Origin of the sequence: Oleiharenicola lentus (assembly GCF_051660365.1) — a bacterium.
Classification (GTDB): Bacteria; Verrucomicrobiota; Verrucomicrobiia; order Opitutales; family Opitutaceae; genus Lacunisphaera; species Lacunisphaera lenta_A.
Window position 1 is genome coordinate 353,377 of sequence record NZ_JBOZXB010000002.1, and the last position, 24,807, is coordinate 378,183.

Genomic DNA, 24,807 nt, shown 5'->3' on the forward strand with positions numbered 1-24,807 from the left:
GGCGGGCCGACATTAGCCGCGCCGATAGGCCGCAACAGCCGCAACCACGGGGCGGTGAACGCGTGACTCAAATAATAGTTGAGAGCCGCCCGGAGCGGTGGTGTGTTGGCCGCACTATTTCTATGAATTCAGCACGTCCTCCGGTTCTTCTCGTGATTCGCGATGGTTGGGGCAGCAACCCGCACCCTGAACAAGATGGCTACAATGCCGTGAAACTCGCCAAGAAGCCCGCGGATGATCTGCTCCATGCAAACTACCCCGTTACGCTCGTGAAAGCGTCGGGCCTCGATGTTGGTTTGCCTGACGGGCAGATGGGCAACAGCGAGGTTGGTCACGAAAACATCGGCGCGGGCCGCATCGTCGATCAAGAGTTGGTGCGGTTGAACAAACTGTTTTCCGAAAAACAGCTCGCCGGTAATCCCGTCTGGCAGGCCGCCGTGGCGCGCGTGAAAGCATCGCCGACGGCGAAACTGCATCTGATGGGCATCGTGTCCGATGGCGGCGTGCATGGGATGCTGGAGCATCTTTACGGAATTCTGCGTCAAGCCAAGGAAGACGGACTCGGCGCGGATCGCGTGTTCATTCATGCGTTCACCGACGGACGCGATACGCCGCCGCAGAGTGGCATCGGCTACATTCAGCAAGTCGAAGCGCAGATTCGCGAAATCGGTATCGGCAAAATTGCCACGGTGTGCGGCCGTTTCTGGGCCATGGATCGCGACAACCGCTGGGAGCGCGTGCAGAAAGCGTATTACATGCTCACGGGCAAAAAGTCCGAAGCCACCGCGCCGAACGCCGAAGCGGCGATCGCGAATTACTATGCGCATCCGCTGAGCCCGACGCAGAATGGCGATGAGTTCGTGCCGGCGACGTGGATTGTGGGCGCCGACGGCAAACCGGTCGCGACGTTCGGAAACGGCGATGCGGTGCTCTTCTATAATTATCGCGGCGATCGTCCGCGTGAGCTGACGAAGGCGTTCGTGATCGACGGGTTTAAAGAGTTCGATCGCGGCCAGAAGCTCGATCTCTACTATGCGACGATGACGGAATATGAGTCGGGCCTGCCGGTGCACGTGGTCTCCGGAAAACCCGAAGCGTTAAAAAATATTCTTGGCGAAGTCGTGAGCAAAGCCGGCATCGGGCAGTTCCGTTGCGCGGAAACGGAGAAGAATCCGCACGTGACGTTTTTCTTTAACAATTACCGCAACGACCCATTCCCCGGCCAGGTGAACGCGTGTCCTTCGAGCCCGAAGGTAGCGACTTACGACCTGCAGCCCGAAATGTCGGCGAACGAAGTCACACGTCTGGCGAAGGAAGCGATCCTGTCTGACAAATTCGGCCTCGTCGTCGTGAATTACGCGAACCCCGACATGGTCGGCCACACGGGCTCGTTGCCCGCCGCCATCAAAGCCTGCGAAGCCACCGACGCGGGTTTGGGCGAATTGCTCGCCGCGCTCGCGACGAAAAACGGCAAAGCCGTCATTCTTGCCGACCACGGCAACGCCGAGCAGATGTGGGATCCGGTCAACAACGGCCCGCACACGGCGCACACCTTGAACCTCGTGGAAGTCTTCACGGTGGGCGAGGGCCTCGTCGCTGGTCAAACCAAGCTGCGCCAAGGCGGACGTCTTGCCGACATCGCGCCTACCGTGCTGCAGTTAATGGGCTTGCCGAAGCCAGCAGAGATGACGGGCGAGGGATTGATCGTCGGCTGAGTGGATTGAAATTTGCGATCTAGGTTTGGCGGGTAGGGGGCCGTTATCCTTAACGGCCCTGATGCGCGTGAGTAATATCACGTTCGAAGGGCGGTTAGGGATAACCGCCCCTACCTTTGTTTCGATTGGAGGCGGGGCCATTAGCCCCGCATGTTATCGCTCCGAGTGTAGGTGGCGCGCTTGCGCGCCACGTTGACTGCGAGCGGGCAACCTGCTCAGGCACGCGCATATCGTGCTTCGTGGGGTTGATGGCCTCGCCTTCGGGAAGACGCGCACGGACTCTCTCTCACGCGCCGCAAATTCCCGCTGTGTCATCGTTCCTAAATTGGGGTTGCGCATGCGCGGCGGGGCCAGCTTAGTTGGGCCTCTTGTCCCTATGAAACGCACGCACCATTGCGCCCAACTCACCAAGTCTGACCTCAACGCGACGATCTCGCTGGCCGGCTGGGTGGATTCCGTCCGTGACCACGGCGGCATCATCTTTATCGACCTCCGCGACCGCGAGGGTGTTACGCAGGTGAAGTTCGATACCAATTTGCGCGCCGAAGCGGCTCAGCTGAAAAGCGAGTCGGTGATCGGCATCACGGGAACCGTCGTCGCGCGTCCGGGCGAGATGGTGAACAAAAACATCCCGACCGGTGAGATCGAAATCGATGCCACTGAGCTCGTGGTGCATAACATTTCCGACACACCGCCGTTCCCGCTGACCGACGCCGGTGGCGATAAGGTGAACGAAGACCTTCGCCTCACGTATCGTTACCTCGACCTGCGCCGTCCGAAGATGCGCAAGAACCTCGCCGTGCGTCACCGCGCGACGAAAGCTGTGCGTGACTACTTCGACTCACAGGGTTTCTACGAGATCGAGACGCCGGCGCTGTTCAAGAGCACGCCGGAAGGCGCGCGCGAATACCTCGTGCCCTCACGCATTCACGCCGGCCAGTTTTACGCGCTCTCGCAATCGCCGCAGCAGTTCAAACAAATCCTCATGGTGGCGGGCGTGGAAAAATATTTCCAAATCGCGCGCTGTTTCCGTGACGAAGATCTGCGCGCCGACCGCCAGATGGAGTTTACGCAGATCGACGTCGAAGTGTCGTTCATCGATCGCGAAGGCATTTATTCGCTCTTCGAAGGCATGCTGAAGAAAGTGTGGAAAGAAGTGCTCGCGCACGACCTGCCCACGCCGTTCCCGCGCATGGCTTACAAGGATGCGATGAACCGTTACGGCGTCGACAAACCCGACACGCGCTTCGGCATCGAACTCGTGGACTTGAGCGACACCTTCAAAGCGTCGTCGTTTAAAGTATTTCAATCGACGATCGCCGCCGGCGGTTCGGTCAAGGCGATCAACGCCAAAGGCCTCGCGGACATCACGCAGGGCGAACTCGGATCGATGGAAGAAGTTGCCAAATCACTCGGCGCGAAAGGCCTCGCGTTCATCAAAGTCGAGAAGGGCGAGTGGAAATCTCCGATCGTTAAATTCTTCAGCGACGCCGAAAAGGCCGAGTTGACGAAGCGCCTCAACATCGAAGACGGCGACATCCTTTTCTTCGCGGCCGCTCCGTGGGAACGCGCGTGCGCGATCCTCGGGCGCGCGCGGCTCGATGCTTCGCAACTCCTCGTGAAACGCGGCAAGATGCAGCTGCGCGCTGACCAATGGAATTTTCTGTGGGTCGTCGATTTCCCGCTCATGTCCTACGACGAAGAGAAGGGTAGCTACGCCGCGACACACCACCCGTTCACCTCGCCGGTGCCGGAAGATACGGCGCTGCTTGAGAGCGACCCGAAAGCCGTGCGCGGCCAGCATTACGACGTCGTGCTTAACGGTATGGAACTCGGCGGTGGCTCGATCCGTATTCACCAGCCGGCGATTCAGAAGAAGGTCTTCGAAGACGTGCTCAAGATTCCGGCCGATGTCGTGGAAAGCCGCTTCGGTTACATGCTGAAGGCCTTCACCTACGGCGCGCCTCCGCACGGTGGCATCGCGTTTGGTCTCGATCGCATGTGCGCGCTGCTGTGTGGCACGACGAGCATCCGCGACGTCATCGCGTTCCCGAAGACGCAAAAAGCGCAGGATCTCATGGCCCAGAGCCCGACGCCGGTCACGGCGAAGCAGCTTAAAGAGCTCCACATTCAGACAGTCATCCCGACCGAGTAAGCTCTTGCGATAATACCGCCGACGGAGAGACTGCCCTTAATCTTCCAACCCTCCCCAAATGAAACTCATCACCGCCATCATCAAGCCGTTCAAACTCGAAGCCGTTAAAGAGGCGCTCACCGCTGTCGGTGTCGAAGGTATGACTGTCACCGAGGTCAAAGGTTTTGGCCGCCAAAAGGGTCACACCGAGATCTATCGTGGCAGCGAATACACCGTCGATTTTCTCCCGAAGGCGAAGATCGAGATCGCGTGCACCGACGAGTTGAAAGACGCCGTGGTCAAAGCCATCGCCAACGCCGCCAAGACCGGCAAGATTGGCGACGGTAAGATTTTTATCACGCCGATTGAGGACATGATTCGCATCCGCACGGAAGAACACGGCGACGCCGCCATGTAAGCGATTTCGAAGCACAGATTTCAAAAAGCCGGCCCGCCAAGGCCGGCTTTTTTATTTTGTCGCAAAGATATTACACGACGCGCGCCAACATTTTAGGGGGTTTATGCCACGCGTCGTTAAGAGATTTTTCGGTCTGGCATTACATCTGCTTTTTGCGGACAGCCGACATCGGCCCCAACCCACACACCAACCCAACGAAACATTATGAAGCTATGGTCTAAGTCAGTTCCAAGCATGCTCAAGATTGCCGGCCTCGGTGCCGCGCTTTTCCTGGCATTCTCTTCCGGGTTCGCGCAGGAAGCAGCGCCCGCTGCACCCGCCGCTCCTGCTGAGCCGACTGTCGAACAACGTCTGGCCGATCTCGAGGCCTACGTTAACAATACCGCGCGCACGCCGGATGTTGCTTCAAAAATCGCCGGCCCTGGTCCCGGTCACAATGCCTGGCAGATGGTCAGCACCGCGCTGGTGTTGTTCATGACACTGCCGGGTCTCGCGCTTTTCTACGGCGGTCTCGTTCGGAAGAAAAACGTGCTCTCCGTCATTGCGCAGTGCATGGGCATCGCCGGTCTCGTCACCATCATCTGGTGGGCGATTGGCTACAGCCTGGCTTTCGGTGCCGGCAACGCCTTCATCGGCGACGCGACCTACAAATTTTTCCAAGGTGTGAATCCCGGCGCGGTTGGCGCGGGTTACTATTGGATCAGCGATTCGATGTGGGCGATGTTCCAGCTCACGTTCGCGATCATCACGCCAGCACTCATCCTCGGTGCGATCGCCGAGCGCATGAAGTTCGCTGCAGTGTTGGTGTTTGTGACGCTTTGGATGTTCGCCGTCTATTTCCCGTTCGCTCACATGGTCTGGTCAACGACTGGTTTCATGTGCGGACCGCTCAATCCTAACGCCGCAATCAAGGCGATCGACTTCGCCGGCGGCACGGTCGTTCACATGACCTCCGGTTGGAGCGCGCTCGTGCTCTGTATCATTCTCGGCAAGCGCAAAGGTTTCGGCAAAGAGCCGATGCCCCCGCACTCGATGGTCATGTGCGCCATCGGCACTGGTATGCTCTGGGTGGGTTGGTATGGTTTCAACGCCGGCTCCGCGCTCGGCGCCGACGCCATCGCTTCCAACGCTTTCACGACGACCACGCTCGCCGCCGCCGTTGCTGGTTTCTCCTGGGCGGTTGCTGAATGGATTCTCCGCGGTCACCCGAGCGTGCTCGGTTTCTGCTCTGGCATCGTGGCCGGTCTCGTTGTCATCACGCCGGCTGCCGGCTTCGTCACCGCGACCTCTTCGGTTATCATGGGTGTGCTCGCGGGTGTGGTTCCGTTCCTCGCCTGCTCTTATTTGAAGAAGGCGCTCGGTTATGATGATGCACTCGACACGTTCGGTGTGCACGGCATCGGTGGCACCATGGGTGCGATTCTCACCGGCGTGTTCGCTGACGAGACGGTCAACTCCGTGGTCGGCCCGCTCAAGGAAGGCCTCGTCGCCAACCAACTCAAGGCCGTCGCTCTCACGATCGTCTGGAGCGTGGTCGCCACGGTGATCATTGCCTACATCGTCAAGGCCATCGTCGGTCTGCGTCCGACGGCGGAAGTCGAGTCGCAAGGCCTCGATATCGCCGAGCATGGTGAAGAAGGCTACATCGGCTAACCCTCAATTACACCACTCACATGAAACTCATCATTGCTATCATCAAGCCCTTCAAACTCGACGAAGTCAAAGAGGCGCTCAGTGGCGCTGGCATCGAGGGTATGACCGTCACGGAAGTCAAAGGATTCGGTCGCCAAAAAGGCCACACCGAGATCTACCGTGGCAGCGAATACACCGTGGACTTCCTGCCCAAGGTGAAGCTCGAAATCGCGGTTGCCGACGAACTCGTCAGCAAAGCGGTCACGGCCATCACCGGTGCCGCCAAGACCGGCAAGATCGGCGACGGCAAAATCTTCGTGGTTCCACTGGAGGATGTCATCCGCATCCGCACCGACGAACACGGCGACGCCGCTGTTTGATTTAGCACTCAACTCTTAGCCATAGCAAAATCGCAGCCGGCTCCTTCATTGGGGCCGGCTTTTTTGCGCGACCATCTGATCCATGGGGGCGGGGCCATTAGCCCCGCAGGATGCGCGTGGTTTTTGTAGGTGGCTTGCTCGCAGGCCACGTTGCGCGCGAGCGCGCAACCTACGTTGTAGGGCGCCGCCCAAATCACGCGGAGCTGGTGGGTCTGCCTCCATCAGAAATCAGGGACAGGTTTTAGCTTTTCTCGCCGCGTGCGCTGCGTGAATCTCGCCGCTGTCCCCGCCATGACCACCCCTCAACGCATCAGTGTCATCGATTCCCACACCGGCGGCGAACCGACGCGTCTGGTCATCGCGGGCGGACCGGATCTTGGGAGCGGCCCGCTGAGCGAACGCGCGCAACGTTTCCGCGAGCATCACGATAATTTCCGTTCAGCAGTCGTGGGCGAACCGCGCGCGTCAGACGTGTTCGTCGGCGCTTTGCTGTGCGAGCCCCACGATGCGACGTGCCAGTTTGGCGTCATATTTTTCAACAATGTCAGCACGCTCGGCATGTGCGGCCACGGCACGATTGGACTGATCGTTTCGCTGGGGCATCTCGGTCGCGTGTCGCCCGGGATCGTGCGCATCGACACGCCCGTCGGGCCGGTGAGCGCGGAGTTGCATGCGGACGGCAGTGTGTCGGTCGAGAACGTAGCGAGCTTTCGCCAAGCCCCCGGTGTGAGTGTCGACGTGCCTGGAATTGGCCACGTCCGCGGTGATGTCGCGTGGGGCGGCAACTGGTTTTTTCTGATCGAAGAGCACGGCCAAGCGCTGGAACTGGCGAATGTCGAAGCGCTCACTGATTACAGCTGGCGCGTGCGGCAGGCGGTCAACGCGCACGGCTTACCCGAAGTCGACCATGTCGAGTTGTTCGCGCCGTCGCCGACTGCGGGACTCGATAGCCGGAATTTCGTGCTTTGCCCGGGCAAGGCTTACGACCGTTCGCCGTGTGGCACCGGCACGAGCGCGAAGTTGGCGTGTCTTGCGGCGGATGGAAAATTGCGCGAAGGCGACGTGTGGCGGCAGGAAAGCATCGTCGGTAGTGTGTTCGCCGCGCGTTACCGCCGCGCGGGTGAGGCAATTATCCCGACGATCACGGGCACGGCGCACATCATGGCGGAAGCGACATTGATTTTAGAGCCAAACGACCTTTTCGTCTGGGGCATCAGGTAAACATGCGTAAATCGAAATCGGTTATCATCTGCGGTGGTGGCGTGGTGGGCCTCTGCTGCGCTTACTATCTCGCTCGCGAGGGCTATCGCGTCACGTTGATCGAACGCGGCCCCGAGGGCGCGGATTCATGCGCGCACGGCAGCGCGGGTTATATTTCTCCGAGCCATGTCATCCCGCTCGCGCAGCCGGGCATGGTGTGGAAGGGCCTGAAGTGGATGACGAATCCGCGTAGCCCGTTCTACATCAAACCACGGCTCGACGGTGAACTCATTCGCTGGAGCTGGCTCTTCGCCCGCGCGGCCACGAAAAAACATGTGCTCCGTTCGGCGCCGGTGTTGCGTGACTTATGCGTGGGCGGGCGGGAATTATTCGTCGAGCTCGCGGACATCACCGGCAACGCGTTTGAGTTTAAAACCGAGGGCCTGGTGAATCTCTGCAAGACGCAAAAGATGCTCGACCATGAGGCGCACGCCCTCGTGCCGCTCTGCCGCGAACTCGGGATCGAAGCCCGCATCTTGAACGCCCAAGAAACGCAAGCGCTCGAACCTGATACCAAGATCGACGTGCTCGGTTCGGTGTATTTCCCGATCGACGCGCATATCACGCCGCGGAAATTTGTCCCCGTGATGGTGGCGCTGCTCAAAGAAATGGGCGTGGATTTTAAGTGGAACACGACGCTCTTCGGCTGGCGGAAAGACGGGCAACAAATCACCGGTGCGCATACTACGGCGGGCGATTTGCTGGCTGACGAGTTTGTGCTCGCGGGCGGGTCATGGTCGCCGGGGATGCTGAGCGGCCTCGGGCTGCGCATGCCCATTCAAGCTGGCAAAGGTTACAGCCTCACGCTCGATAATCCGCCGTTGAAACTCCAGAAGTCGCTGCTCTGCGTGGAGCGCAAAGTGGCCGTCACGCCGATGGGCGACAAATTGCGCTTCGGCGGCACGATGGAAATCAGCGGCCACAGCGACAACGTCCGGCTCGAGCGTGTGCAGCAGATCATTGCGGGCGCGCGGTTTTATTTTCCGGAGTTGAAAGACTCCGATTTCGCGAATGTGAAACCGTGGTTTGGCTATCGCCCGGTCTCGCCGGACGGCTTGCCGTATATCGGTCGCTTCGGGCGCTACAAAAATCTCACGACCGCCGCCGGCCACGCGATGCTTGGCCTGACGATGGCGCCCATTTCCGGGCTGCTCATCGCGGATATCATCAGCGGACGCAAACCGCGCGTCGATTTGTCGATGTTGAGCCCCGATCGTTACGCATAAATTTCGAGCGGCGGTAAAATTTACGCGCGGGCTCACGACGCGCTTCGTGCCGGAAGTTAAGGCAGCGCGGGAATCTCTCGGACCTTGGCGAACGCGGGCTCGAGCCCTGCCTCGGTGATGATCGCTTCGGCTTCAGGGAGCGGCTTTTCGCGTGTGTGCAACATGGCCGGCTCGACCACGTTGTCTTTGCCGTCATTGCGCCAGGCGGCGGTGTCGGCAAAGTTTTTCTCCACGCGATTGTGGCGGATGTTGGGATTCCAAATGAAAAGCCAGCGAATCGATTCGGAAACCACGTTGTGATGAATCGTGTAACCTTCGGTGAATTGGTCAGGATAAATTCCACCGCCAGCATCACTGTGCGCGTCGGGCTGTAACATCCGTGCGACTACGTTGTGCGAAATTTCGGATTCGAGCTGGCGATCGGTCGTGTAGATGCCACCGCCGTCGTCGAGTTGGCGCATGAAATTAGTTACGCGGTTGTGCGTGATCCGATTTCCGCGCGCTTCGTCGGGCCCCGTGGGATTTCCCCAGCCCCAGCCCTGACTGATCGCGGTGTAGGGAATGTCGTCGATTTCGTTGTGGGCGATCAGCGAGGAGTCGGTGTAGTAGCCGAGGATCGCGACGGAGCCGAGATAGTCCTGACCAATTCGCGTGATGAAATTATTGGCGATGCGATTGCGGCGCGGGAACACGCGCGGGTTGTTCGGGCGCGCGGCGTCTTCGCCGATTTCGATGCCGCCGGCGGCGAGATCGGAAAATGAATTCCCTTCGATCACGTTGTCGTTGCCGCCGCCTGTAAACATGACGCCGGTTCCGCCCAACTGCATGAAGCGACAATGGCGAATCACGATGTGGTCTGCGGTGTGCGCCTGAAACGCGGCCGGGATGCGATCTTTGCGCTGGTCGTGACGGTATTGTCTGTCGACCGCGCGGGCGATATTGGCCGGCACCAGCGAGTTCGCTTGCACGTCGACGAAGCCCGATCGATTCGGACGAGTCCAGCCGGTGTGAGCGAAAATGATGCCCTCGAAACGCAGGTGATGCACCGGATTGTCCAACGCACCCTGCAACACGATGAGATTCTCCAATTCGGGGCGCACGATTTTGATGCGCGAAAGGTCTTCGCCTTTGCGTGGTTGATAAAGCAACTCGCCGGCGCGGCGATTGAGGAAAAACTCGCCAGGTGAGTCGAGAAACTCGCGCGCGTTTTCGAGCCAATAGCTTCGCTTGACGTAGGTGCGGTTGCCTTGAGGTTGCGCGGTGACGCCGTCCCACTCGCCCGGCGCGATCACTGCGCGGGCCGTTTTGCCATCGGGGTTTTCGGTGATACCCGAAATACGCAGCCTTTTGTGCATCCACGCGATGAGCACGGAAAATTCCACCTCGTTTGAATGAAGCAAAAATGCATTTGCGCGATCAAGGGGCAGGTCGAAACCATTTTCCTGTTTTTCGCTTTCGAATTTAAATGTGGCGCCCGCGTTCGGTTCGCGCGCGCGGATTGCCCGCTGATTGCCGACCCAGAGCTGGCGAAAATCGACGTCGCGCCCGACTGAAGTCTGGTAAGTGCGGGCATCGATTTTTTTCCAATCGGGCACGGCTCGCCCGCCGCTCACAATCACCTGCGCCTGCGTGGCCGCCCGATAGACTATCGAAAAACCGTTTCGGCCCGAGTCTGTCGGATCGAAAATGATGGGGGCTGAGAGTGAGTAAGTGCCCGCTCGAATTTCGACGACGATATCCGAGGTTTGCGGTGTCTTTTGCAGCTGGTCGCGCACCGCAAGCTGGGCGCGCGCGATCGTGGCGAAAGGGGCTTGCGCGCTGCCGTTGCCGGAATCGTTGCCGATCGGAGCCGGAGCCACGTGGAAGGTCGGGTTGTTTTCAGCAAGAGCCGCAAGAAGCGAAATCAGCGCAAGGAGCAGTGAGAAAAAAGATTTCATGCGGTGGCAGCGACGGGGGACGCGAGACGCGGACGGGCTTTCCAAAGCATCCACGCGGCCAGCGGGTGCAGGCAGGCGAGGGCGACAAACACCGGCACGTAGCCGGCGCGTTCGATGATCGGGCCGGCGATGGCATTGATGATTAGACCGCCGGTCGCGCCGACAGCACCAAGCAGGCCCGCGATCGACGCCGCGGAATTTTTCGGGAAAATATCGGCGACGAGCATGCTCTGACCGAAGAACCAGATTTGGCAGACCATGGCCACGAGTGAAATCATCACGATCGCCACGGTGACATTCGGCGCGAATGTCGTGAGCGCTCCGATCGGCGCGATCGCCGCCATCACTGCGAACATGCCCACTCTCACGCGCACTGGCGAAATGCCCTTGCGGACGTAGCGATCGGCTGTCCAGCCGGCGGCGACGACTGCGAACGAACCGAGCAACGAAGGAATCGGTCCGAGCCATCCGAGTTGTTTCAGCGAGAGGCCGAGTTTTTCCTGAAGATAACCCGGCAGCCACGAAAGATGGAAATACCACACCGGATCGGTCATCGCGCGCGCGGCGAGCAGCAACCAGACACGACGGTCCTGCAGGATGGTTTTCATCGGCGGCGGTGGCGCGGTGACTTCCTCGGCTTCGCTTGGGAAAGTCGGCGGGTTTCGGTCGGACAGCCACCAGGCGGCAGCGAGCACGACGCCCGCGACTCCCGGAATGATGAAAGCCATGTGCCAGTTCCAATAATTGGTCACGATCGCGACGAGGGGCGGCGCGAGGATAGCGCCGGCGGTCATACAGGGACTGAGCAAACTCCACGCGAAGGCGCGGCGCTCCTTCGGAAACCAAGTCATCATCACGCGCGTGATCGCGGGGAACGCCCCCGGTTCGGCAGCGCCGAGCAACGCGCGGGAAGCCGCGAGTTGCCCAAAGTTCTGCGCGAGGCCACTGAGGATATTCGCGATGGACCACACCGCGGTAAACAGACTCAAACAAATCCGTGTGCCAAAACGGTCCACTAACCGACCGCTCAAAATATAAAAAATGACATACGGCACCATGAATGCCGTGAGGAGCCACGAGTAGTGGGTATCAGTCAGCGACAGTTCCCCTTTGAGCGTCGCCTTGAGAATCGAAAGCGTTTGGCGATCGAGGTAGTTGAGCAGACCGATGCCGAAAAGCAGTCCGAGCAACAACCAGCTGCGGCGGCCAATTTGGGGTAAACTCATGGGGAAGGGGTTCGCGGGGAGACGAAACGAAAACGACGTTACGTCAGCGAAAAGCAACCGCGGGAGCGCACGAAGAGCGGCATTGCTGAAACCGTTCGGTAAAACTCAGGATTCGACGCCCGCGGGCGTGTGCTCGTGCCAGTCACCGCGGATCTGCACGCATTGCGGATGGTCGGGCAGGCCGAAGCTGCGGTTTTGCTCGAGTCCGGTCAGCAGATCGATGGCGGTGCCGGCGGCGAGATCGTAGCGTTGTTGGATGCCGGGAAACGCAAGCGGATCGCTGGCGTGCCAGTTCGCGCACCAGACGCGGCCGTCGGCGTGCAGTTTTTCCAGCGCGGGCGTGACGATTTCCGACCACATCTCACGTCGGAGTAAAAGCACGCCGTCGGGTTTATGCGCGCGCAGCCAGCTGGCAAATTCCCGCGGCTTGTGCCGGTCGAGATCGAAGATCAGTCCGCGGGCGCTGGTTTCGGACGGATGGTGCGTCATGAACGCGGCTTTCACGGCCGAATCGGTGCGCTGATTGATTTCCTCCGTCAACACGATCGCCGGGCGTTTCACTCCGGCGGCGGTCATGCGCTGCAAACAGCGACCGACCGCGTGATAGTGGTCGTGCGCGACGCGATGCAACTCCACGGGCCAGCGCGCGTGGCCCAGCACGACGCAGGCAAAATTCTCCCAACCCAACGCATAGTCGGAGGACACGCCTTCGATGCTAGGTGAGAACAGCACGCTGCGAATGCCCCGGGTGCGCAAAATTCCCGTCAGTCGCGCCCCGCTGAGCCGATCTTCATTCGGCCAGAATTCCTCGAGGTGATAACCACGAAGCTGCGCGCGGCTCGCGGCGCCGTCGCGGAGCTGGCTGAAGAAGCTGTCGGTTTTCGTGAGCGTGCGACGTCCCTGCACCCACACCAAGGCGATGCGCCCCGACGAGGGCACCGCGCGCCCGCGACCAATGTGCGCCATGAGCGCGGAGATTTGCGGATCAGGCCGGTAGCCGAGTTTTTCGCCGATTTCCTGGATGCGTTTGCAAGTCGCCGGCGGGATGCTCGGATGATTACGCAGCGCGTAGGAAACCGTCGAAACCGCAACGCCGGCATGGGCGGCGATATCTTTGATCGTGCAACGAGGGGAAGGCATTGACGTGGCTAATTCAGCGACTGAATTCGCGAAGCGCAATGACGCAACACGGGGATCAGTGCGTGACGTTTTCCACTACCAGCGCCCCGATGACGGTGAGGCGTTGCGGCTCGTAAGGTGCGGTCTCGGCGGTGGCAGGACGATTGGCTTTCGCTTTGATTTCGATCTTGTCGAACGGGCGCTTGATCAGCTCCACGCGCACACGATGCGTGGTGTTGCTCAATTTTTTTGGATAAAACCATTCGCGTTGCCGGCAAAATGTCGGGCTCACGAACGAGTCAAAAAACGTGCCCTCCACGGAGGAATCGCCGTCTACCGTCACGCGAAATTCGCCGCTGTCCGGCGCGGCCATCCCGAGCAGGCCGAAAATTTCTCCTGTGAATGCAAATTCAACGGCGGAACCGGCGGCCTCCGTGCGCCACACCGCTGGCAGGAGATTTTTCGTCGCGCCGCGCAAATTTGCGTCGTCGAGCGGGACTTGGTTCCATTCGCCGCGCCGCACCTGTTCGTCGGCCAGCAGCAGGCGAGCGCCTTCCCAATTGTCGGTGTGCAGCGGCGCGGGCAGCGCGGCCCGCGCCGGGGAGGCCACCGCGAGCAGTTGCGGCAGCGCGCGTTCGACCACGCTGGAATAGACGCGATGCCCCGCCGTCGTGGGATGCACGCCGTCGAGTGAAAAAGTCGTTGGGTCGTCGGGACGATCCGGCGCTTTGAAAACGAGTGCGTGAGCCGCGATTTGTTTGACCACTTCCACTCCCAAGTGAAGCGAGGGAATCCCGTAATGTCCGGCGATGCGCTCCATGGCTTGGGCCGAGGGTTGGAACCGGCCGGCTTCCAAATTAGGAAGCGCGGGCGTCGAGACCGTATAGACAAACCAAATATCTATGTCGGGGTTGGTGCGACGCGCCTGGCGCACGATGCCCTCTATCGTCCGTTCGACGGTTTCAGTTGGCAAACGCGTGTCATTCACCGCGAATTCCACAAATAGCAGATCCGGGCGGTGGCGCAAAACGTCCTCGTCGAGGCGGCAGACCCCGAGGTCCGAGCCGGTGCCCGGGAGGCCGGCATTAATTTCGGTGATCTTTAACTGCGGAAACTGTGAGCGAAGCTGTGCCGTGGTGAAAACACGCCAGCCTTCGGCCGCGGTGATGCTGCCTCCGAGATAGGCGACACGGAATTCACCGCCGGCTTTGGCGTGCTTCGCTAAATTCGGCAGCCCTGCGCGGGCGTGCAGCTCAGGTTCGGCGGCCGCGACACGAGCGAGAAAAAGCAGGCAGGCCGAGGCCGCGAAAACGAAGGAGCTAAAACGGAGGCGCATGGGGTAGCGCTTAGATATGCCCGTAGGCGCGAATTTCAAACACGCGCGCGTGATTTACGCCGTGAGTTTTTTTCACGAGCAAACGGAGCCGGCGACCGGACAAGGCGACGGGAAGTTGATGCACGCGCTTGCGGAGATAATTATCCGACACGCTAGTGATGACCTGATCATCGAGGAGAATATCATAGTCGCTCACGGTCTCAGGCTGCGCGGCCCGAATTACTTTTCGCGTGGTGGAATCGCTCGCGCTGAGCGTGAGTTCACGTTCGAAGCCGGTATCGAACACGAGATGGATTTCGGAAATCGACTGCGGCGTGGACCACGTGAGATCGATCCACGCAGGCAGGCTGATGGATTCCCAGCGATGCGCGGCGCCGTCCGCCCACGGCCCGAGATTGCTGAACAATTCGCGCGTGATGCCATCGGCGACCTGCGAGGCGGGGCCGCGCGAAGTTTCGCTTGAAGCGGAGAGTGTCGCGATGCGCGCGAGATCCCGGGCGTCTTGATTGCGCAGACCCGGCAGGAAGGCGTCGTCGCGTAAAAGGGTTTGCTGTAGCTCTGTGATTTTTTCACCCGTGTAGTGTTCGCCAATGGATTTTTCTTTTAACGGAAATGCCAACGCGGCCGCGGTGCCGACGGCCTGGCCCATCGTCGCGCAGGTCGCCATGACGCGCGTGCTGGCGAAGGCGACGTGGGTGGCGCTGATGTTGCGGCCGGCGAAAAAGAGATTGCTGATGTTACGCGAGGAGAGTGCGCGCAGGGGAATCGAGTAGAGGCTGTCGAGGTGCGTGTGTGAGCACGGCCATTCTTCCACGGCGTCGATGCCACTCGGCGGATGCAGATCGAGCGGCCAGCCACCAAATGCGACCGAGTCAGGAAACAGCACACCGGCCTGGAGATCCTGCTGCGTCAACACATGTGCGCCGAGGAAACGACGGGACTCGCGTTTGCCCGGAATCGCGCCGACCCACTCAAGCGCCCAGTGGGCGGAGTCGGGATGGTTGCCGGAGTTTTTCACGTAGTCCCACACGCCGAGCGCGATGCGCAGCAACTCGTGACGGATCGCGGGGTTGTCCTTAATCGTGTCGAGCTGGCCGCCCCATTCGGACCACCAGTAACCGTATTCGTAGCCCTCGATGGCGCGCAGTTTAAATTCGTGTTTCTGAAAACGACGCACCCACGACGGCGCGCGAAACGGTTGTGGTTTATCGTATTTCCGGGCGGTGAAGAGAATCGAACTGCCAAGTGTTTTCTGGTCGGCTTCGGCGAGGGCGAGGGCTTCGGCGTATTGGCTTTTGGCTTCGCGGCCGACGGTGAAATCCGCGCCCGCTTCCAGGCCGAGGCGACCGTCACCCGAGCAATCGGCAAAACTATCGGCGTAAATCGTGAAGGTTTCTTCGGTGGATTGACGGACGGCTTCGACCGAAACGATGCGACGCTGGTTGTTCGCGGAGGTTTCCACGGCGCAGCCGATGCAGTCCGTATCGAGTAGCAGCGTGATGTTGGGTTCGCCCATCACTTTTTCGTAGAGCAATAAATCCCACTGCGAGTAAGAGCGGTGCGGATTCCGGACGGCGTCCTCAAGGCGGAATTCTTCGATTAAGCCGGATTCGCGGGCACCGGGGCGGCGGCCGTGGATGTCGGCGCCGACGATGTGCATTTTTATTTCGCTTGAAGCGTTGCCGCCGAGCACGGAGCGATCTTGCAGGAGGATCACTTTGCGGCCGTTGCGCGCAGCGGCGATGGCGGCGCAGATGCCGGCGAGGCCGCCGCCGGCGACGAGAAATTCAGTGTGCAGTTCTTTCCGGGTCATGGAAGGTGAGGGAGTCGTGTGAGTTCGACGAAAGAGAGTGAAAAATTATTTTGTCGCAGGGCGCGGCGTGACCGCTTGTGCGTTGATCGTAAGCGTGGCTTCGCGCACGCCGTCGAGACTGCGGGCGATCAAGGTGATCGGGCCGGCGACGCGGTCGGCTTGCACGATGACTTGCGCGTAGCCGTTGAAAAGACTGCGGTGGCGGCCTTTGTCGGATTCGTGCGACGAGGGATCGCCGTTGCCGACGCCGATGATTTTTCCGGGGCCGCTAATTTCAAACTCAACGGTTTCGTTGGCGGTGGGATTCATGCGCCCTTCGCTGTCGATCGCGGAAACCGTGACGATCGCGCAGTCTTCGCCATCGCCGCGAATTGTTGCGCGGTCCGGCGTGAGCGTGAGCGTGGCGGACGGGCCGGTGGTTTCGACTTTGGTGGATTTTTCCAGTTGCCCCGCGCGATAACCATCGGCGCGTAACACGCCGGCTTGATAGATCACGGGCCATTCGGGAAATCCGCCGCGCGGCACCGCTTTGCGTCCTAGACTCTTGTCGTTAAGAAACAGCTCCACTTCGTCGAAGTTGCTGTAAACGCGAACTTGAATCGGTTCCTGGTCACGCACCGCCCAGTTCCAATGCGGCAGGATGTGCAGCACGGGCTGCTGGCTCCACCATGCCTGCAGGAAATAGAAACTGTCTTTGGGGAAACCACAGGTGTCCAACACGCCGAACTGACAATTGATCGCGGGCCAGTCGTAAGGCCATTGCTCGCCGCGCCAATCAAACGCGGCCCACATGAGCACGCCGGCGACCCACGGACGGGCTTCGAAATAGGGCAGCCACACTTCGTTTCGCGAGCCCCACGGCGGGACTTTCGTGCCGTAAGCGGTGACGTGCGCGCGGACGCGATCTTCGATATAAACGCCGCGCGTCGAAACCGCGGAGGATTCTTCGCTGCTGATGGCGGGAATGTGCGGGTGATCGACGTGGAATTTGTCAGCGTCGCCGAGTTTGAGGTAATTAAACCCCATCACGTCGACGACATGGGAGAAGCCTTTGCCCCAATCTCCGTTCATCGGCATCATTGTCGGACGCGACGGATCAAGTGTCTTCACGAGATGCTGGATTTTTTTTGCGATGGGCTGGCCCCATGGTTCGCCCTGCATCTGGTCCTTGAATTCTTCGTTCCCCAGCGACCAGAGAACGACACTCGGATGATTGCGGTCGCGGCGGATCAGGCGCTCGACTTGGCTGAGGGTTTCGGGCGTGTCGTCGAAGCGGCGATTTTCATTTACGACGAGCATGCCAAGTCGGTCGCACGCTTCGAGAATGGCGGGCGAGTGCGGATGATGCGCGGTGCGATACGTGTTCACGCCCATCTCTTTTAAACGGCGGATGCGAAACTCCTGCACCGCGTCGGGCACGGCGACGCCCACGCCTGCATGGTCCTGGTGAACACCGACGCCGCGGATGACGTATTTTTTGCCGTTGAGCAGAAAGCCTTGCTCGGAATCGAAGCGAATCGTGCGAATGCCGAAATTGGTTTCGTAGCGGTCGGTGTTTTTGTCGGCCGAGCCTTTGACGCGGACTTCGGAAACGAGGCGATAGAGATGCGGGGTTTCCGGCGACCAGAGCGCGGGTGTCGCGACCGGAAGCGACTGGGGGATGATGGTTTCGTTGCCGGCATGCAACGCGAACGGCGCGGTAGTGTTTTCGGCGACCGTCTGCCCTGCGGTGTCAAGAACGCGGGAAATCAGCACGGCTTCCGCCGTCGCACTCGAGTCGTTGCGCACGGTGGTTTGGGCGGTGACGACGGCCGCGCCGTTCTCATGGAGTTCACTCGTGACGAAAGTTCCCCAGTGTGCGACGTGCATCGGCGCAGTTTTCACCAACCACGTGTGACGATAAATGCCCGCGCCTTCGTAATACCAACCCTCGGTGCGTGTCGCATCGACGCGGACGACGAGCGTGTTTTTGCCGCTGTAGTTGGCGTGAGGGGCGATATCGACTTTGAAGCTGCTGAATCCGCTCACGTGGCGAGTGAGGCAGTGGCCGTTGAGCCAGATGAGCGCGTTGCGGTAGATGCCGTCGAATTCGAGCCAGAGCGCGCTGCCGCGGTCGCTCGCGGAGAGTTCGAACGTGCGCCGATACCAGCCGATGGTGTTGCCGGTGACCCCGCCGAGTGCCTGGGCGCTTTGTCCCATCTCGAGTGCTTCCCACGAGTTCTGTGCGCCGACACCGGCGCCCATGTTTTTATAGCCGTGATTGCGGAGCGCCTTCGGATTGAACGGCAGTTCGACGGCCCAATCGTGCGGCAAGTTGGGCTGGCGCCACGCGCGATCATCGAAATTCGGTTGCGCAAACGAGACCGGCGCGGCGGCGTTGATTTGCTCGGGCGTTTTGCGCAACGGGACGAGTTTTGGTTCTGCTTCGAGATGGGCCAGCGCGGTGCGTTCGAGCGCGTCGACTTCGGGATACGCAAAGACTGCGGGATCCAAGTCGGTCGGATCTCCGAGTTGGAAACGCCAGCCGAAATCGAGTAACAACCGCTCGCGATCGGCCATGGCACTGACCGTAACCAGGGAAACAACCAGAGACAGCGCTGCGCGAAACAGCCATCGGGAGCGGGGTAGCATGGCCCGACTATTGGTCCGAGAAAGCGGGTCGCGAATCGTCCGCCACTGAAATCGCTCAGTGAACCGCGCTTCGTCAGCGAACGCCCCGCGGTTAACGCGCGGGCTTGGGCAGGATTTTTTCCAGCGCCGTGAACCAGACCGTCGCCATTTTTTCCGCGCCTTGCGCGTTCGGGTGAACTTTGTCGTCCACCGTGTCGATTCGCCAATCGAACCCGCTCGCCTGGTCGACGAGGATGACGGGTTGAGTTGGTTGGTCGAGCCGCGCGGCGAGCTTCGCGAGCTCACGATTTAACTCCGGCAGGTAGGAATATTTGGGAAGTTTGCCGGCGGGGATCACTTGCGCGAGGAGCACGACGACTTGGGGATTCACCGCGCGAAAATCGCGGATCAGGGATTCGGTCGCGGCGACGATGCCGGGGATCGGTTTTTCTTCGATGAAATGATTGTGGCCGCTGTGCAGCAGGACGACGTCCGCCGGGTGGGCGCGGAAATGTGCGGGCACGGTTTTGGCGAGGTATTCCGTGTGTTTGCCGCCGTAACCCTCGTGGGCGAGCGGGCCGAGTGTGCCCGGGCTGGTTTGCGTTCCGACGAATTCAACGCGGTAGCCGGCACGCGCGAGTTTTCCGGCGAGAGCCGGACGATAGCAGGTGAAAAAATCCGCCCCGGCGGTGATCGAATCGCCGACGGCCATCACGCGGATCGCGCGCGTCTGCGCGGTTTGTTTCAAAAAGTTTTTTTCCGGGGATGCGCAGGCGGCGAACGCGAGCAGCAGCAGGCACGTAGCAACGAGACGGGGCAGGGGCATGCCTCGACGGTGTGGGGAAAATTACGGGCCGCGACAAGGCCGGCGTTGAAATCGTTCGGCTTTTTTCGTCTTTTCCTGAAATGAACTGAGCGATTTCAGTAACGCCGCGATTTTCGCCGGGAGGACAGCGCGCATAAGCAATAACCCGACCCCAACTGAACAACCCCGCCCCGTTTCCCTTCGCGTTCCGCCTTGTGCTGACGCGGACGAATTGTGCCCGGTGATTTGTTTGGGTTAAGCGCTTGCAGGCGCGAAACTGACACCAAAATTAACCACGTTACCCCATGAAAATTATCCGCCTCGGTTCTCGGGCGTCTCTCGCCATTGCCTCGCTGTGTGCAGGCGCGCAATTCGCGCGCGCACAGGTTGCTCCGTCCGCCACCCCAGCGGACTCGGAGGTGATTGAGCTCTCGGTGTTCGAAGTAAAAAGCAAACGCGACTCCGCTTACGTGGCCGACAAATCGGTCGCGACGACCGGTTTCGCCGCTGATCTTTCCAAAATCCCGCTCGCGATCAATGTGGTCACCGCGCAATTCCTCGACGATACCGGCGGGGTGGGTTTCAACGGCATCGCGAATTACCAAGCCGGGTTCACGACCGATCAGGGCGGCATGGAAAACGGCAGCCGCAACTCCGCAGGCATCGACCCGACGGTCGGCGCCGTGACCGGTGGCGAACCGCTTCGCACTCGTTTGCGCGGTCAACCGATCAACGTGAGCCAGCGCAACGGTCTCCCGATGAAATTCGGCTTCGGCACGGAAAACGTCGATCGCGTCGAAGTCGCGCGCGGACCGATGTCGGTTTTCATCGGCGGTTCCACGCTCGGTGGCGTGATGAATCTCGTCACAGCCAAGCCGGCGTTCGACCCGAGTTATAAATTCAGCACCAAGGTCGACTCGAACGAGAGCTTCCAAGTGAAGGCCGATCTCACGGGCCCGATCGTCAAAGACAAACTGGCTTACCGCGTGATCGCGCTCTACAGCGACGACAATACGTGGCGCGATTTCAGCAGCTCGGAAACGGTGTTCGTCAATCCGCAGCTCACGTGGCGTCCGTTCCGCAAGCTCACGACGCGCATCGAATACGCGCACCGCGACCTCACCGGCAACATGGTGAGCAACTCGATGCAAGCCACGCAGGCTTATCAAAACGATTACGATAATCCGTCGCAGGCGTTGCTCAATCTCGGCAGCAGCACCGCGCTGGCCCGTCCTTACACGGTCGCCGAATACCGCACGCGCATCGCGCGCACGTTCGCCAACTGGCGTTTGGACAAATTCACCGTCGACGGTCGCTGGCGTTCGCTGGGCGAAGGCGAAAGCTTTACCGCCGGCGATTGGGCGGGCGGCTACGATGCCAATCATTTCGGCGAAAACGATTCCTTCGCCTCGAAATACGATCTCGTCGAAGGCGAGGCCAACCTGATGGTCGCCGATTGGCTCGAAGTGCGCGCGTTCGGCCGCTGGGCCAATCAGCACAGCTACACGACATTCTTCAGCAACGCACTGCGTCGCTATCCTGATGGCAGCACGCCGTTGCTTTCGGCCACGACCACCGCGACCAAGCGCCAGGAAACTCCGCTCACCGGAAAACTCGAAGCGGTGTTCACGAAGGAATTTTTAAAAGTGAAACACAAGCTCCTCGGCGGCTATGAGCTGGCGTTTAACCAAGCCTGGTCGGTGAACCCGACGTTCGATTTCACCCGGCTGGCCGCAGTGAATGCGTCGCCCAATGTCGCGGGCTCGCCGGCAACGCTGACGGGCGCGAACATCCTCAACTACTTCGACCCGCGCGTGCACGCCGTGCCGAATTACGAGGCGGTGCTTACGTGGAACGACGAAACGCTGGCGCCGGGCCTCAACGCCCAGAGCTACTCGCGCATCTTCCCGGAAGCCGCTTACACCGCCTACAGCGGCAGCTTCTGGCAGGACCGCATCACAGCCTTTGCCGGTTACCGCAACAGCGTCATCCAGCAATCCTCCTACAATCTCGATCGCGATCGCGTGCAAATCACGCGCTTCCTCAACACCGCGAAAACCTCCACGCAATCGCACACGCTCGGCCTCGTGTTTGAACCTTTCCAAGGTTTCAATCTCTACGTGAGCCGCAACGTCGGCGCGGAAGCCGTCGCCGCCGGCTCACTTATCAACGCGGGTGCTGGTTTCACTAACCTCGTGACGGCGGAGGAGCGTGCGGCCAATCCGGTGCCCGACCTCGAAGGCACCGGCAACGAAGCCGGTATCAAAATGGAATTCTTCGATCGCAAATTGATTGGTCGTGTCGGTGTGTTTGAACTTTCCCGTCGCAACACCGTCATCATCGACAACGAACGCACGGCAACCGACACGCGTAACGTCGGCACCGCAGTGGACCCCAATCCCGCCACGCAAAATCTGGCCCAAGTCGCCCGCGTGCAATGGAACCGCACGATCGACGGCAACAAGTCGGCCGGTGTCGAAGTCGGCTTCACCTGGATGCCGAATCGCAACTACACCGTGGTCGTCGAAGCCAGCCACCTCTGGACGAACAAACTCACGCTTTCCCAGCCGCTCGCCGGCACCGCTCCGACTGCTGCCGCCGCGATCGACTATGCGATCTTGAACGGTCGCCCGCTCGACAATACGCCCGACGATACGCTCCGCATCTGGCAGAAATACAGCTTCACGGAAGGCGCGATGAAAACAGGTTGGATCGGTTTCGGTATTCGCGCCCAAACTTCCCTGATGCCGCTCGCGAGCAATTCTTCCTGGGGCACGGTGCTCCCGGGCTGGACGGTGTTCGATGCCGCGTTCGGTTATCAAGTCCGCGTCTTCGATCGCCCGATCGATCTTCAGCTCAATGTCGAAAACTTGACCGACAAACTCTACTCCGCGGGCGGCCGCACGTGGTCGAATCCGCGCACGTTCACGCTTTCGGCGACGACGCGCTTCTAATCCGCGCAACAAGTGTCACCCTCCACAGCGGAAGTCTCACGGCTTCCGCTGTCTTTTTTTCGCCATGCCCATCCTCACTCGCGCAGAATATACTGTCGGCCCGCTTTGGCTCCGCTACCTCGCCGCCGAGGATAAACCCGACGCGTGGGGGCTTTCGATTCTGCCGTTGAATCGTCGAGGTGACGCGGTGACTCCGCGCGAGTGGCTCGACACGGCGGCGATTCAATCGCTGCCGGCTCCGTGGAATAAAACCCGCGCGTGGGAAATCGATCCGCTCGTGCACGTGCATGTGGCGGGCGAAGCCTACGCCGGTGGCTTTGCGCAAGGTCGCACGTTGAGAAACTCCGCCACGACGCAGAGCCTCCGCGTCCGCGAACACCGACGCAGTGATGAAGGCGCGGAAGTGGTGTTGCGCACGGTGTTGGTCGCCGGCTGCGGGCTGGAATGTGTGCATACGTTGCGAGTCGATGCGTCGACCGGGGTGATGGCTGTGGAAATCACGGTGACGAATGCATCCGCGCAAACGCTGGCGTTGGAACATATGGGTTCGTTTTCGCTGGGAGGAATCACGCCGTTTGCGAGTGACGATGCGCCGGGACGTTTGCGGGTGCACCGGTTTCGCAGCGCGTGGAGCGCGGAGGGACGTCACGACGTGCAGTCGATTGAAGCGCTCAACCTCGAGCGTTCCTGGACGGGACACGGCACGCGCAGCGAGCGTTTCGGGCAGGCGGGCACGTTGCCGGTGAATGGTTGGTTTCCATTGGTCGGCGTGGAAGATCGTGGCGCGGGCGTCACCTGGCTCGCGCAACTCGCGACGCCCGGCGCGTGGCATTTGGAAATCTATCGCAAAGGCGACCAACTCGCGCTGGCGGGCGGAGGCGCCGACGGCCTGAATGGCGATTGGCTAAAAGCCCTTTTACCCGGCGCGACGTTTTCTGCGCCTACGGCCTACCTGACGGTGGCGGATGGAAATGTGGATGCGGCCTGCGACCAATTGCTGCTCGCGGCGAAAAAACGGATTTCAGCCACGCCTGCGAGCGAGGCCGCTTTTCCCGTGATCTTCAACGAGTGGTGCACCTCATGGGGGAATCCGACGCACGACTCGCTGGTGCAACTCGCCGACCGCCTCGCCGGCACCGGCGTGAACTATTTGGTGATCGACGATGGCTGGGCGGAGCGGCCGGGAAATCAGTTTCAGCAAAACGGTGATTGGAAAGTGAATCGTGCGGCCTTCCCGAACGGACTGCGCGCGACGACGGACGCAATTCGTGCGCGCGGCTTGGTGCCGGGAATCTGGTTCGAATTTGAAGCGGTTAATCCCGGCTCGAAGGCGTGGGACGAAACCGATCATCTGCTGCACTGGCGCGGTGTGCCGCTGCAAGTCGGCAGCCGTCGCTTCTGGGATTTTCGCGATCCGTGGGTGCACGATTTTTTGGCGGAGCGAGTCATCGCACGTTTGCGCGACGATGGCTTCGGTTATCTCAAGGTCGACTATAACGATTCGATCGGCGCTGGCGTGGACGGTTCCGAGGCACCGGCGGAAAATGTGCGGCAACACCTCGCGGGCGTGCAGCGTTTCTTTGCGCGTTTGAAACAGGAGTTGCCCGACCTCGTGATCGAAAACTGTTCCTCGGGTGGACATCGCCTGGAGGCCTCGATGATGGCGCTGACTTCGATGAGTTCGTTTTCGGATGCGCACGAGACGCCGGATATTCCGTTGATTGCGGCCAATCTGAATCGCCTCGTGCCAGCTGCACAGAAACAGGTTTGGGCGGTGCTACGGAAAGAGGATTCTCGGCAACGGCTGAGTTATTCGCTCGCGGCGGCATTTCTCGGCCGGATCTGTCTGTCGGGTGACGTTCATGCCTTGTCGGCGGAGGCGTGGCAATTTTCCCGCGAGGCGATCGCGTTGTATCGCGAAGCCGCGCCGATTCTTCGCGCCGGCATTTTCCGCTGCTTTCGTCAGACCGGCGACTCTTATGCGCATCCCACAGGCTGGCAGGTGGTGACGATTCATGCCGGCCGTGAGCTCGTCGTCGTGTGGCATCGCTTCGCGCAAAGCGAGACACCGGCGATGGAGATTGCACTTCCGACGACGGACGGCACCTGGCGAATCACGGGTGAAATGAGCTCTGAAACCTCGAGTGCGCAGTGCCAGGGTGATGGGCTGGCGTGGAGTGACGGTCCTGCCTGGTCGGGTGGGGTGCTGCGTCTGAGGAGCTAAGAGCGTCGGCGCAAATCG

General features: G+C 60.5%; 16 protein-coding genes. 9 read left to right on the top strand and 7 right to left on the bottom strand.

Translation table 11 applies throughout. The annotated features are described in order from the left end of the window. Nucleotides 1–122 precede the first annotated feature (122 nt). The 7 genes from gpmI (at nucleotide 123) to ACRRQW_RS16220 (ending at nucleotide 8,765) form a co-directional block, all read left to right on the top strand. Nucleotides 123–1,715, top strand: coding sequence for a 2,3-bisphosphoglycerate-independent phosphoglycerate mutase (gene gpmI, locus ACRRQW_RS16190; protein WP_438482639.1), 1,593 nt, complete (start codon nucleotides 123–125; stop codon nucleotides 1,713–1,715). Between the two features lie 376 nt (nucleotides 1,716–2,091). After that, nucleotides 2,092–3,870 carry an aspartate--tRNA ligase gene (gene aspS / locus ACRRQW_RS16195; RefSeq protein ID WP_438482640.1) on the top strand — a complete coding sequence of 593 codons (1,779 nt, stop codon included), beginning with the start codon at nucleotides 2,092–2,094 and terminating at the stop codon, nucleotides 3,868–3,870. Nucleotides 3,871–3,928: 58 nt separating this feature from the next. Beyond that, complete coding sequence (locus ACRRQW_RS16200) at nucleotides 3,929–4,267, top strand: P-II family nitrogen regulator (RefSeq protein ID WP_438482641.1); 339 nt, start codon at nucleotides 3,929–3,931, stop codon at nucleotides 4,265–4,267. 234 nt (nucleotides 4,268–4,501) lie between these two features. Beyond that, nucleotides 4,502–5,920 carry an ammonium transporter gene (locus ACRRQW_RS16205; protein ID WP_438482642.1) on the top strand — a complete coding sequence of 473 codons (1,419 nt, stop codon included), beginning with the start codon at nucleotides 4,502–4,504 and terminating at the stop codon, nucleotides 5,918–5,920. Nucleotides 5,921–5,940: 20 nt separating this feature from the next. Then, nucleotides 5,941–6,279 (top strand): P-II family nitrogen regulator, encoded by a 339-nt coding sequence (locus ACRRQW_RS16210; protein WP_438482643.1) that lies wholly within the window; start codon nucleotides 5,941–5,943, stop codon nucleotides 6,277–6,279. Nucleotides 6,280–6,570: 291 nt separating this feature from the next. After that, nucleotides 6,571–7,500 (top strand): proline racemase family protein, encoded by a 930-nt coding sequence (locus ACRRQW_RS16215; RefSeq protein WP_438482644.1) that lies wholly within the window; start codon nucleotides 6,571–6,573, stop codon nucleotides 7,498–7,500. A 2-nt stretch (nucleotides 7,501–7,502) separates the two neighbouring features. Then, nucleotides 7,503–8,765, top strand: coding sequence for an FAD-dependent oxidoreductase (locus ACRRQW_RS16220; protein ID WP_438482645.1), 1,263 nt, complete (start codon nucleotides 7,503–7,505; stop codon nucleotides 8,763–8,765). Nucleotides 8,766–8,821: 56 nt separating this feature from the next. Here the strand turns inward: ACRRQW_RS16220 and ACRRQW_RS16225 are convergent, their stop codons facing one another. From ACRRQW_RS16225 to ACRRQW_RS16255, 7 genes are all read right to left on the bottom strand, one after another. Beyond that, nucleotides 8,822–10,702: a right-handed parallel beta-helix repeat-containing protein gene (locus tag ACRRQW_RS16225; protein WP_438482646.1), complete on the bottom strand. Its 1,881-nt coding sequence runs from the start codon at nucleotides 10,700–10,702 to the stop codon at nucleotides 8,822–8,824. Continuing rightward, nucleotides 10,699–11,928 carry an MFS transporter gene (locus ACRRQW_RS16230; protein ID WP_438482647.1) on the bottom strand — a complete coding sequence of 410 codons (1,230 nt, stop codon included), beginning with the start codon at nucleotides 11,926–11,928 and terminating at the stop codon, nucleotides 10,699–10,701. Before ACRRQW_RS16230 ends, ACRRQW_RS16225 begins: the two co-directional genes overlap by 4 nt. A 105-nt stretch (nucleotides 11,929–12,033) precedes the next feature. Next, nucleotides 12,034–13,068 (bottom strand): LacI family DNA-binding transcriptional regulator, encoded by a 1,035-nt coding sequence (locus ACRRQW_RS16235; RefSeq protein ID WP_438482648.1) that lies wholly within the window; start codon nucleotides 13,066–13,068, stop codon nucleotides 12,034–12,036. Between the two features lie 55 nt (nucleotides 13,069–13,123). Beyond that, nucleotides 13,124–14,383: an SGNH/GDSL hydrolase family protein gene (locus tag ACRRQW_RS16240; RefSeq protein WP_438482649.1), complete on the bottom strand. Its 1,260-nt coding sequence runs from the start codon at nucleotides 14,381–14,383 to the stop codon at nucleotides 13,124–13,126. A 10-nt stretch (nucleotides 14,384–14,393) separates the two neighbouring features. Next, nucleotides 14,394–16,196: an FAD-dependent oxidoreductase gene (locus ACRRQW_RS16245; RefSeq protein WP_438482650.1), complete on the bottom strand. Its 1,803-nt coding sequence runs from the start codon at nucleotides 16,194–16,196 to the stop codon at nucleotides 14,394–14,396. Between the two features lie 45 nt (nucleotides 16,197–16,241). Then, complete coding sequence (gene galA, locus ACRRQW_RS16250; RefSeq protein ID WP_438482651.1) at nucleotides 16,242–18,755, bottom strand: beta-galactosidase GalA; 2,514 nt, start codon at nucleotides 18,753–18,755, stop codon at nucleotides 16,242–16,244. Nucleotides 18,756–18,918: 163 nt separating this feature from the next. Then, entirely contained in the window at nucleotides 18,919–19,632 is a 714-nt protein-coding gene (locus tag ACRRQW_RS16255) for a GDSL-type esterase/lipase family protein (protein ID WP_438482652.1), read from the bottom strand. Nucleotides 19,633–19,916: 284 nt separating this feature from the next. Here ACRRQW_RS16255 and ACRRQW_RS16260 point away from each other — a divergent pair, with 284 nt between their 5' ends. Next, on the top strand, nucleotides 19,917–22,565 hold the full coding sequence (locus ACRRQW_RS16260) for a TonB-dependent siderophore receptor (protein WP_438482653.1): 2,649 nt from the start codon (nucleotides 19,917–19,919) through the stop codon (nucleotides 22,563–22,565). Nucleotides 22,566–22,629: 64 nt separating this feature from the next. Beyond that, the gene (locus ACRRQW_RS16265; RefSeq protein WP_438482654.1) at nucleotides 22,630–24,789 is read left to right on the top strand and encodes a glycoside hydrolase family 36 protein; all 2,160 of its coding nucleotides are present in this window, start codon (nucleotides 22,630–22,632) and stop codon (nucleotides 24,787–24,789) included. Nucleotides 24,790–24,807: the final 18 nt, after the last annotated feature.

Excerpts from the sequence above, each read along its gene's own strand:
- gpmI (WP_438482639.1), top strand. The coding sequence starts at position 123 with ATGAATTCAGCACGTCCTCCGGTTCTTCTCGTGATTCGCGATGGTTGG.
- ACRRQW_RS16225 (WP_438482646.1), bottom strand. The coding sequence starts at position 10,702 with ATGAAATCTTTTTTCTCACTGCTCCTTGCGCTGATTTCGCTTCTTGCG.
- ACRRQW_RS16260 (WP_438482653.1), top strand. The coding sequence starts at position 19,917 with ATGAAAATTATCCGCCTCGGTTCTCGGGCGTCTCTCGCCATTGCCTCG.
- ACRRQW_RS16245 (WP_438482650.1), bottom strand. The coding sequence starts at position 16,196 with ATGACCCGGAAAGAACTGCACACTGAATTTCTCGTCGCCGGCGGCGGC.
- ACRRQW_RS16240 (WP_438482649.1), bottom strand. The coding sequence starts at position 14,383 with ATGCGCCTCCGTTTTAGCTCCTTCGTTTTCGCGGCCTCGGCCTGCCTG.
- ACRRQW_RS16255 (WP_438482652.1), bottom strand. The coding sequence starts at position 19,632 with ATGCCCCTGCCCCGTCTCGTTGCTACGTGCCTGCTGCTGCTCGCGTTC.
- ACRRQW_RS16215 (WP_438482644.1), top strand. The coding sequence starts at position 6,571 with ATGACCACCCCTCAACGCATCAGTGTCATCGATTCCCACACCGGCGGC.
- ACRRQW_RS16205 (WP_438482642.1), top strand. The coding sequence starts at position 4,502 with ATGCTCAAGATTGCCGGCCTCGGTGCCGCGCTTTTCCTGGCATTCTCT.
- ACRRQW_RS16210 (WP_438482643.1), top strand. The coding sequence starts at position 5,941 with ATGAAACTCATCATTGCTATCATCAAGCCCTTCAAACTCGACGAAGTC.
- ACRRQW_RS16235 (WP_438482648.1), bottom strand. The coding sequence starts at position 13,068 with ATGCCTTCCCCTCGTTGCACGATCAAAGATATCGCCGCCCATGCCGGC.
- galA (WP_438482651.1), bottom strand. The coding sequence starts at position 18,755 with ATGGCCGATCGCGAGCGGTTGTTACTCGATTTCGGCTGGCGTTTCCAA.
- ACRRQW_RS16230 (WP_438482647.1), bottom strand. The coding sequence starts at position 11,928 with ATGAGTTTACCCCAAATTGGCCGCCGCAGCTGGTTGTTGCTCGGACTG.
- ACRRQW_RS16200 (WP_438482641.1), top strand. The coding sequence starts at position 3,929 with ATGAAACTCATCACCGCCATCATCAAGCCGTTCAAACTCGAAGCCGTT.
- ACRRQW_RS16265 (WP_438482654.1), top strand. The coding sequence starts at position 22,630 with ATGCCCATCCTCACTCGCGCAGAATATACTGTCGGCCCGCTTTGGCTC.
- aspS (WP_438482640.1), top strand. The coding sequence starts at position 2,092 with ATGAAACGCACGCACCATTGCGCCCAACTCACCAAGTCTGACCTCAAC.
- ACRRQW_RS16220 (WP_438482645.1), top strand. The coding sequence starts at position 7,503 with ATGCGTAAATCGAAATCGGTTATCATCTGCGGTGGTGGCGTGGTGGGC.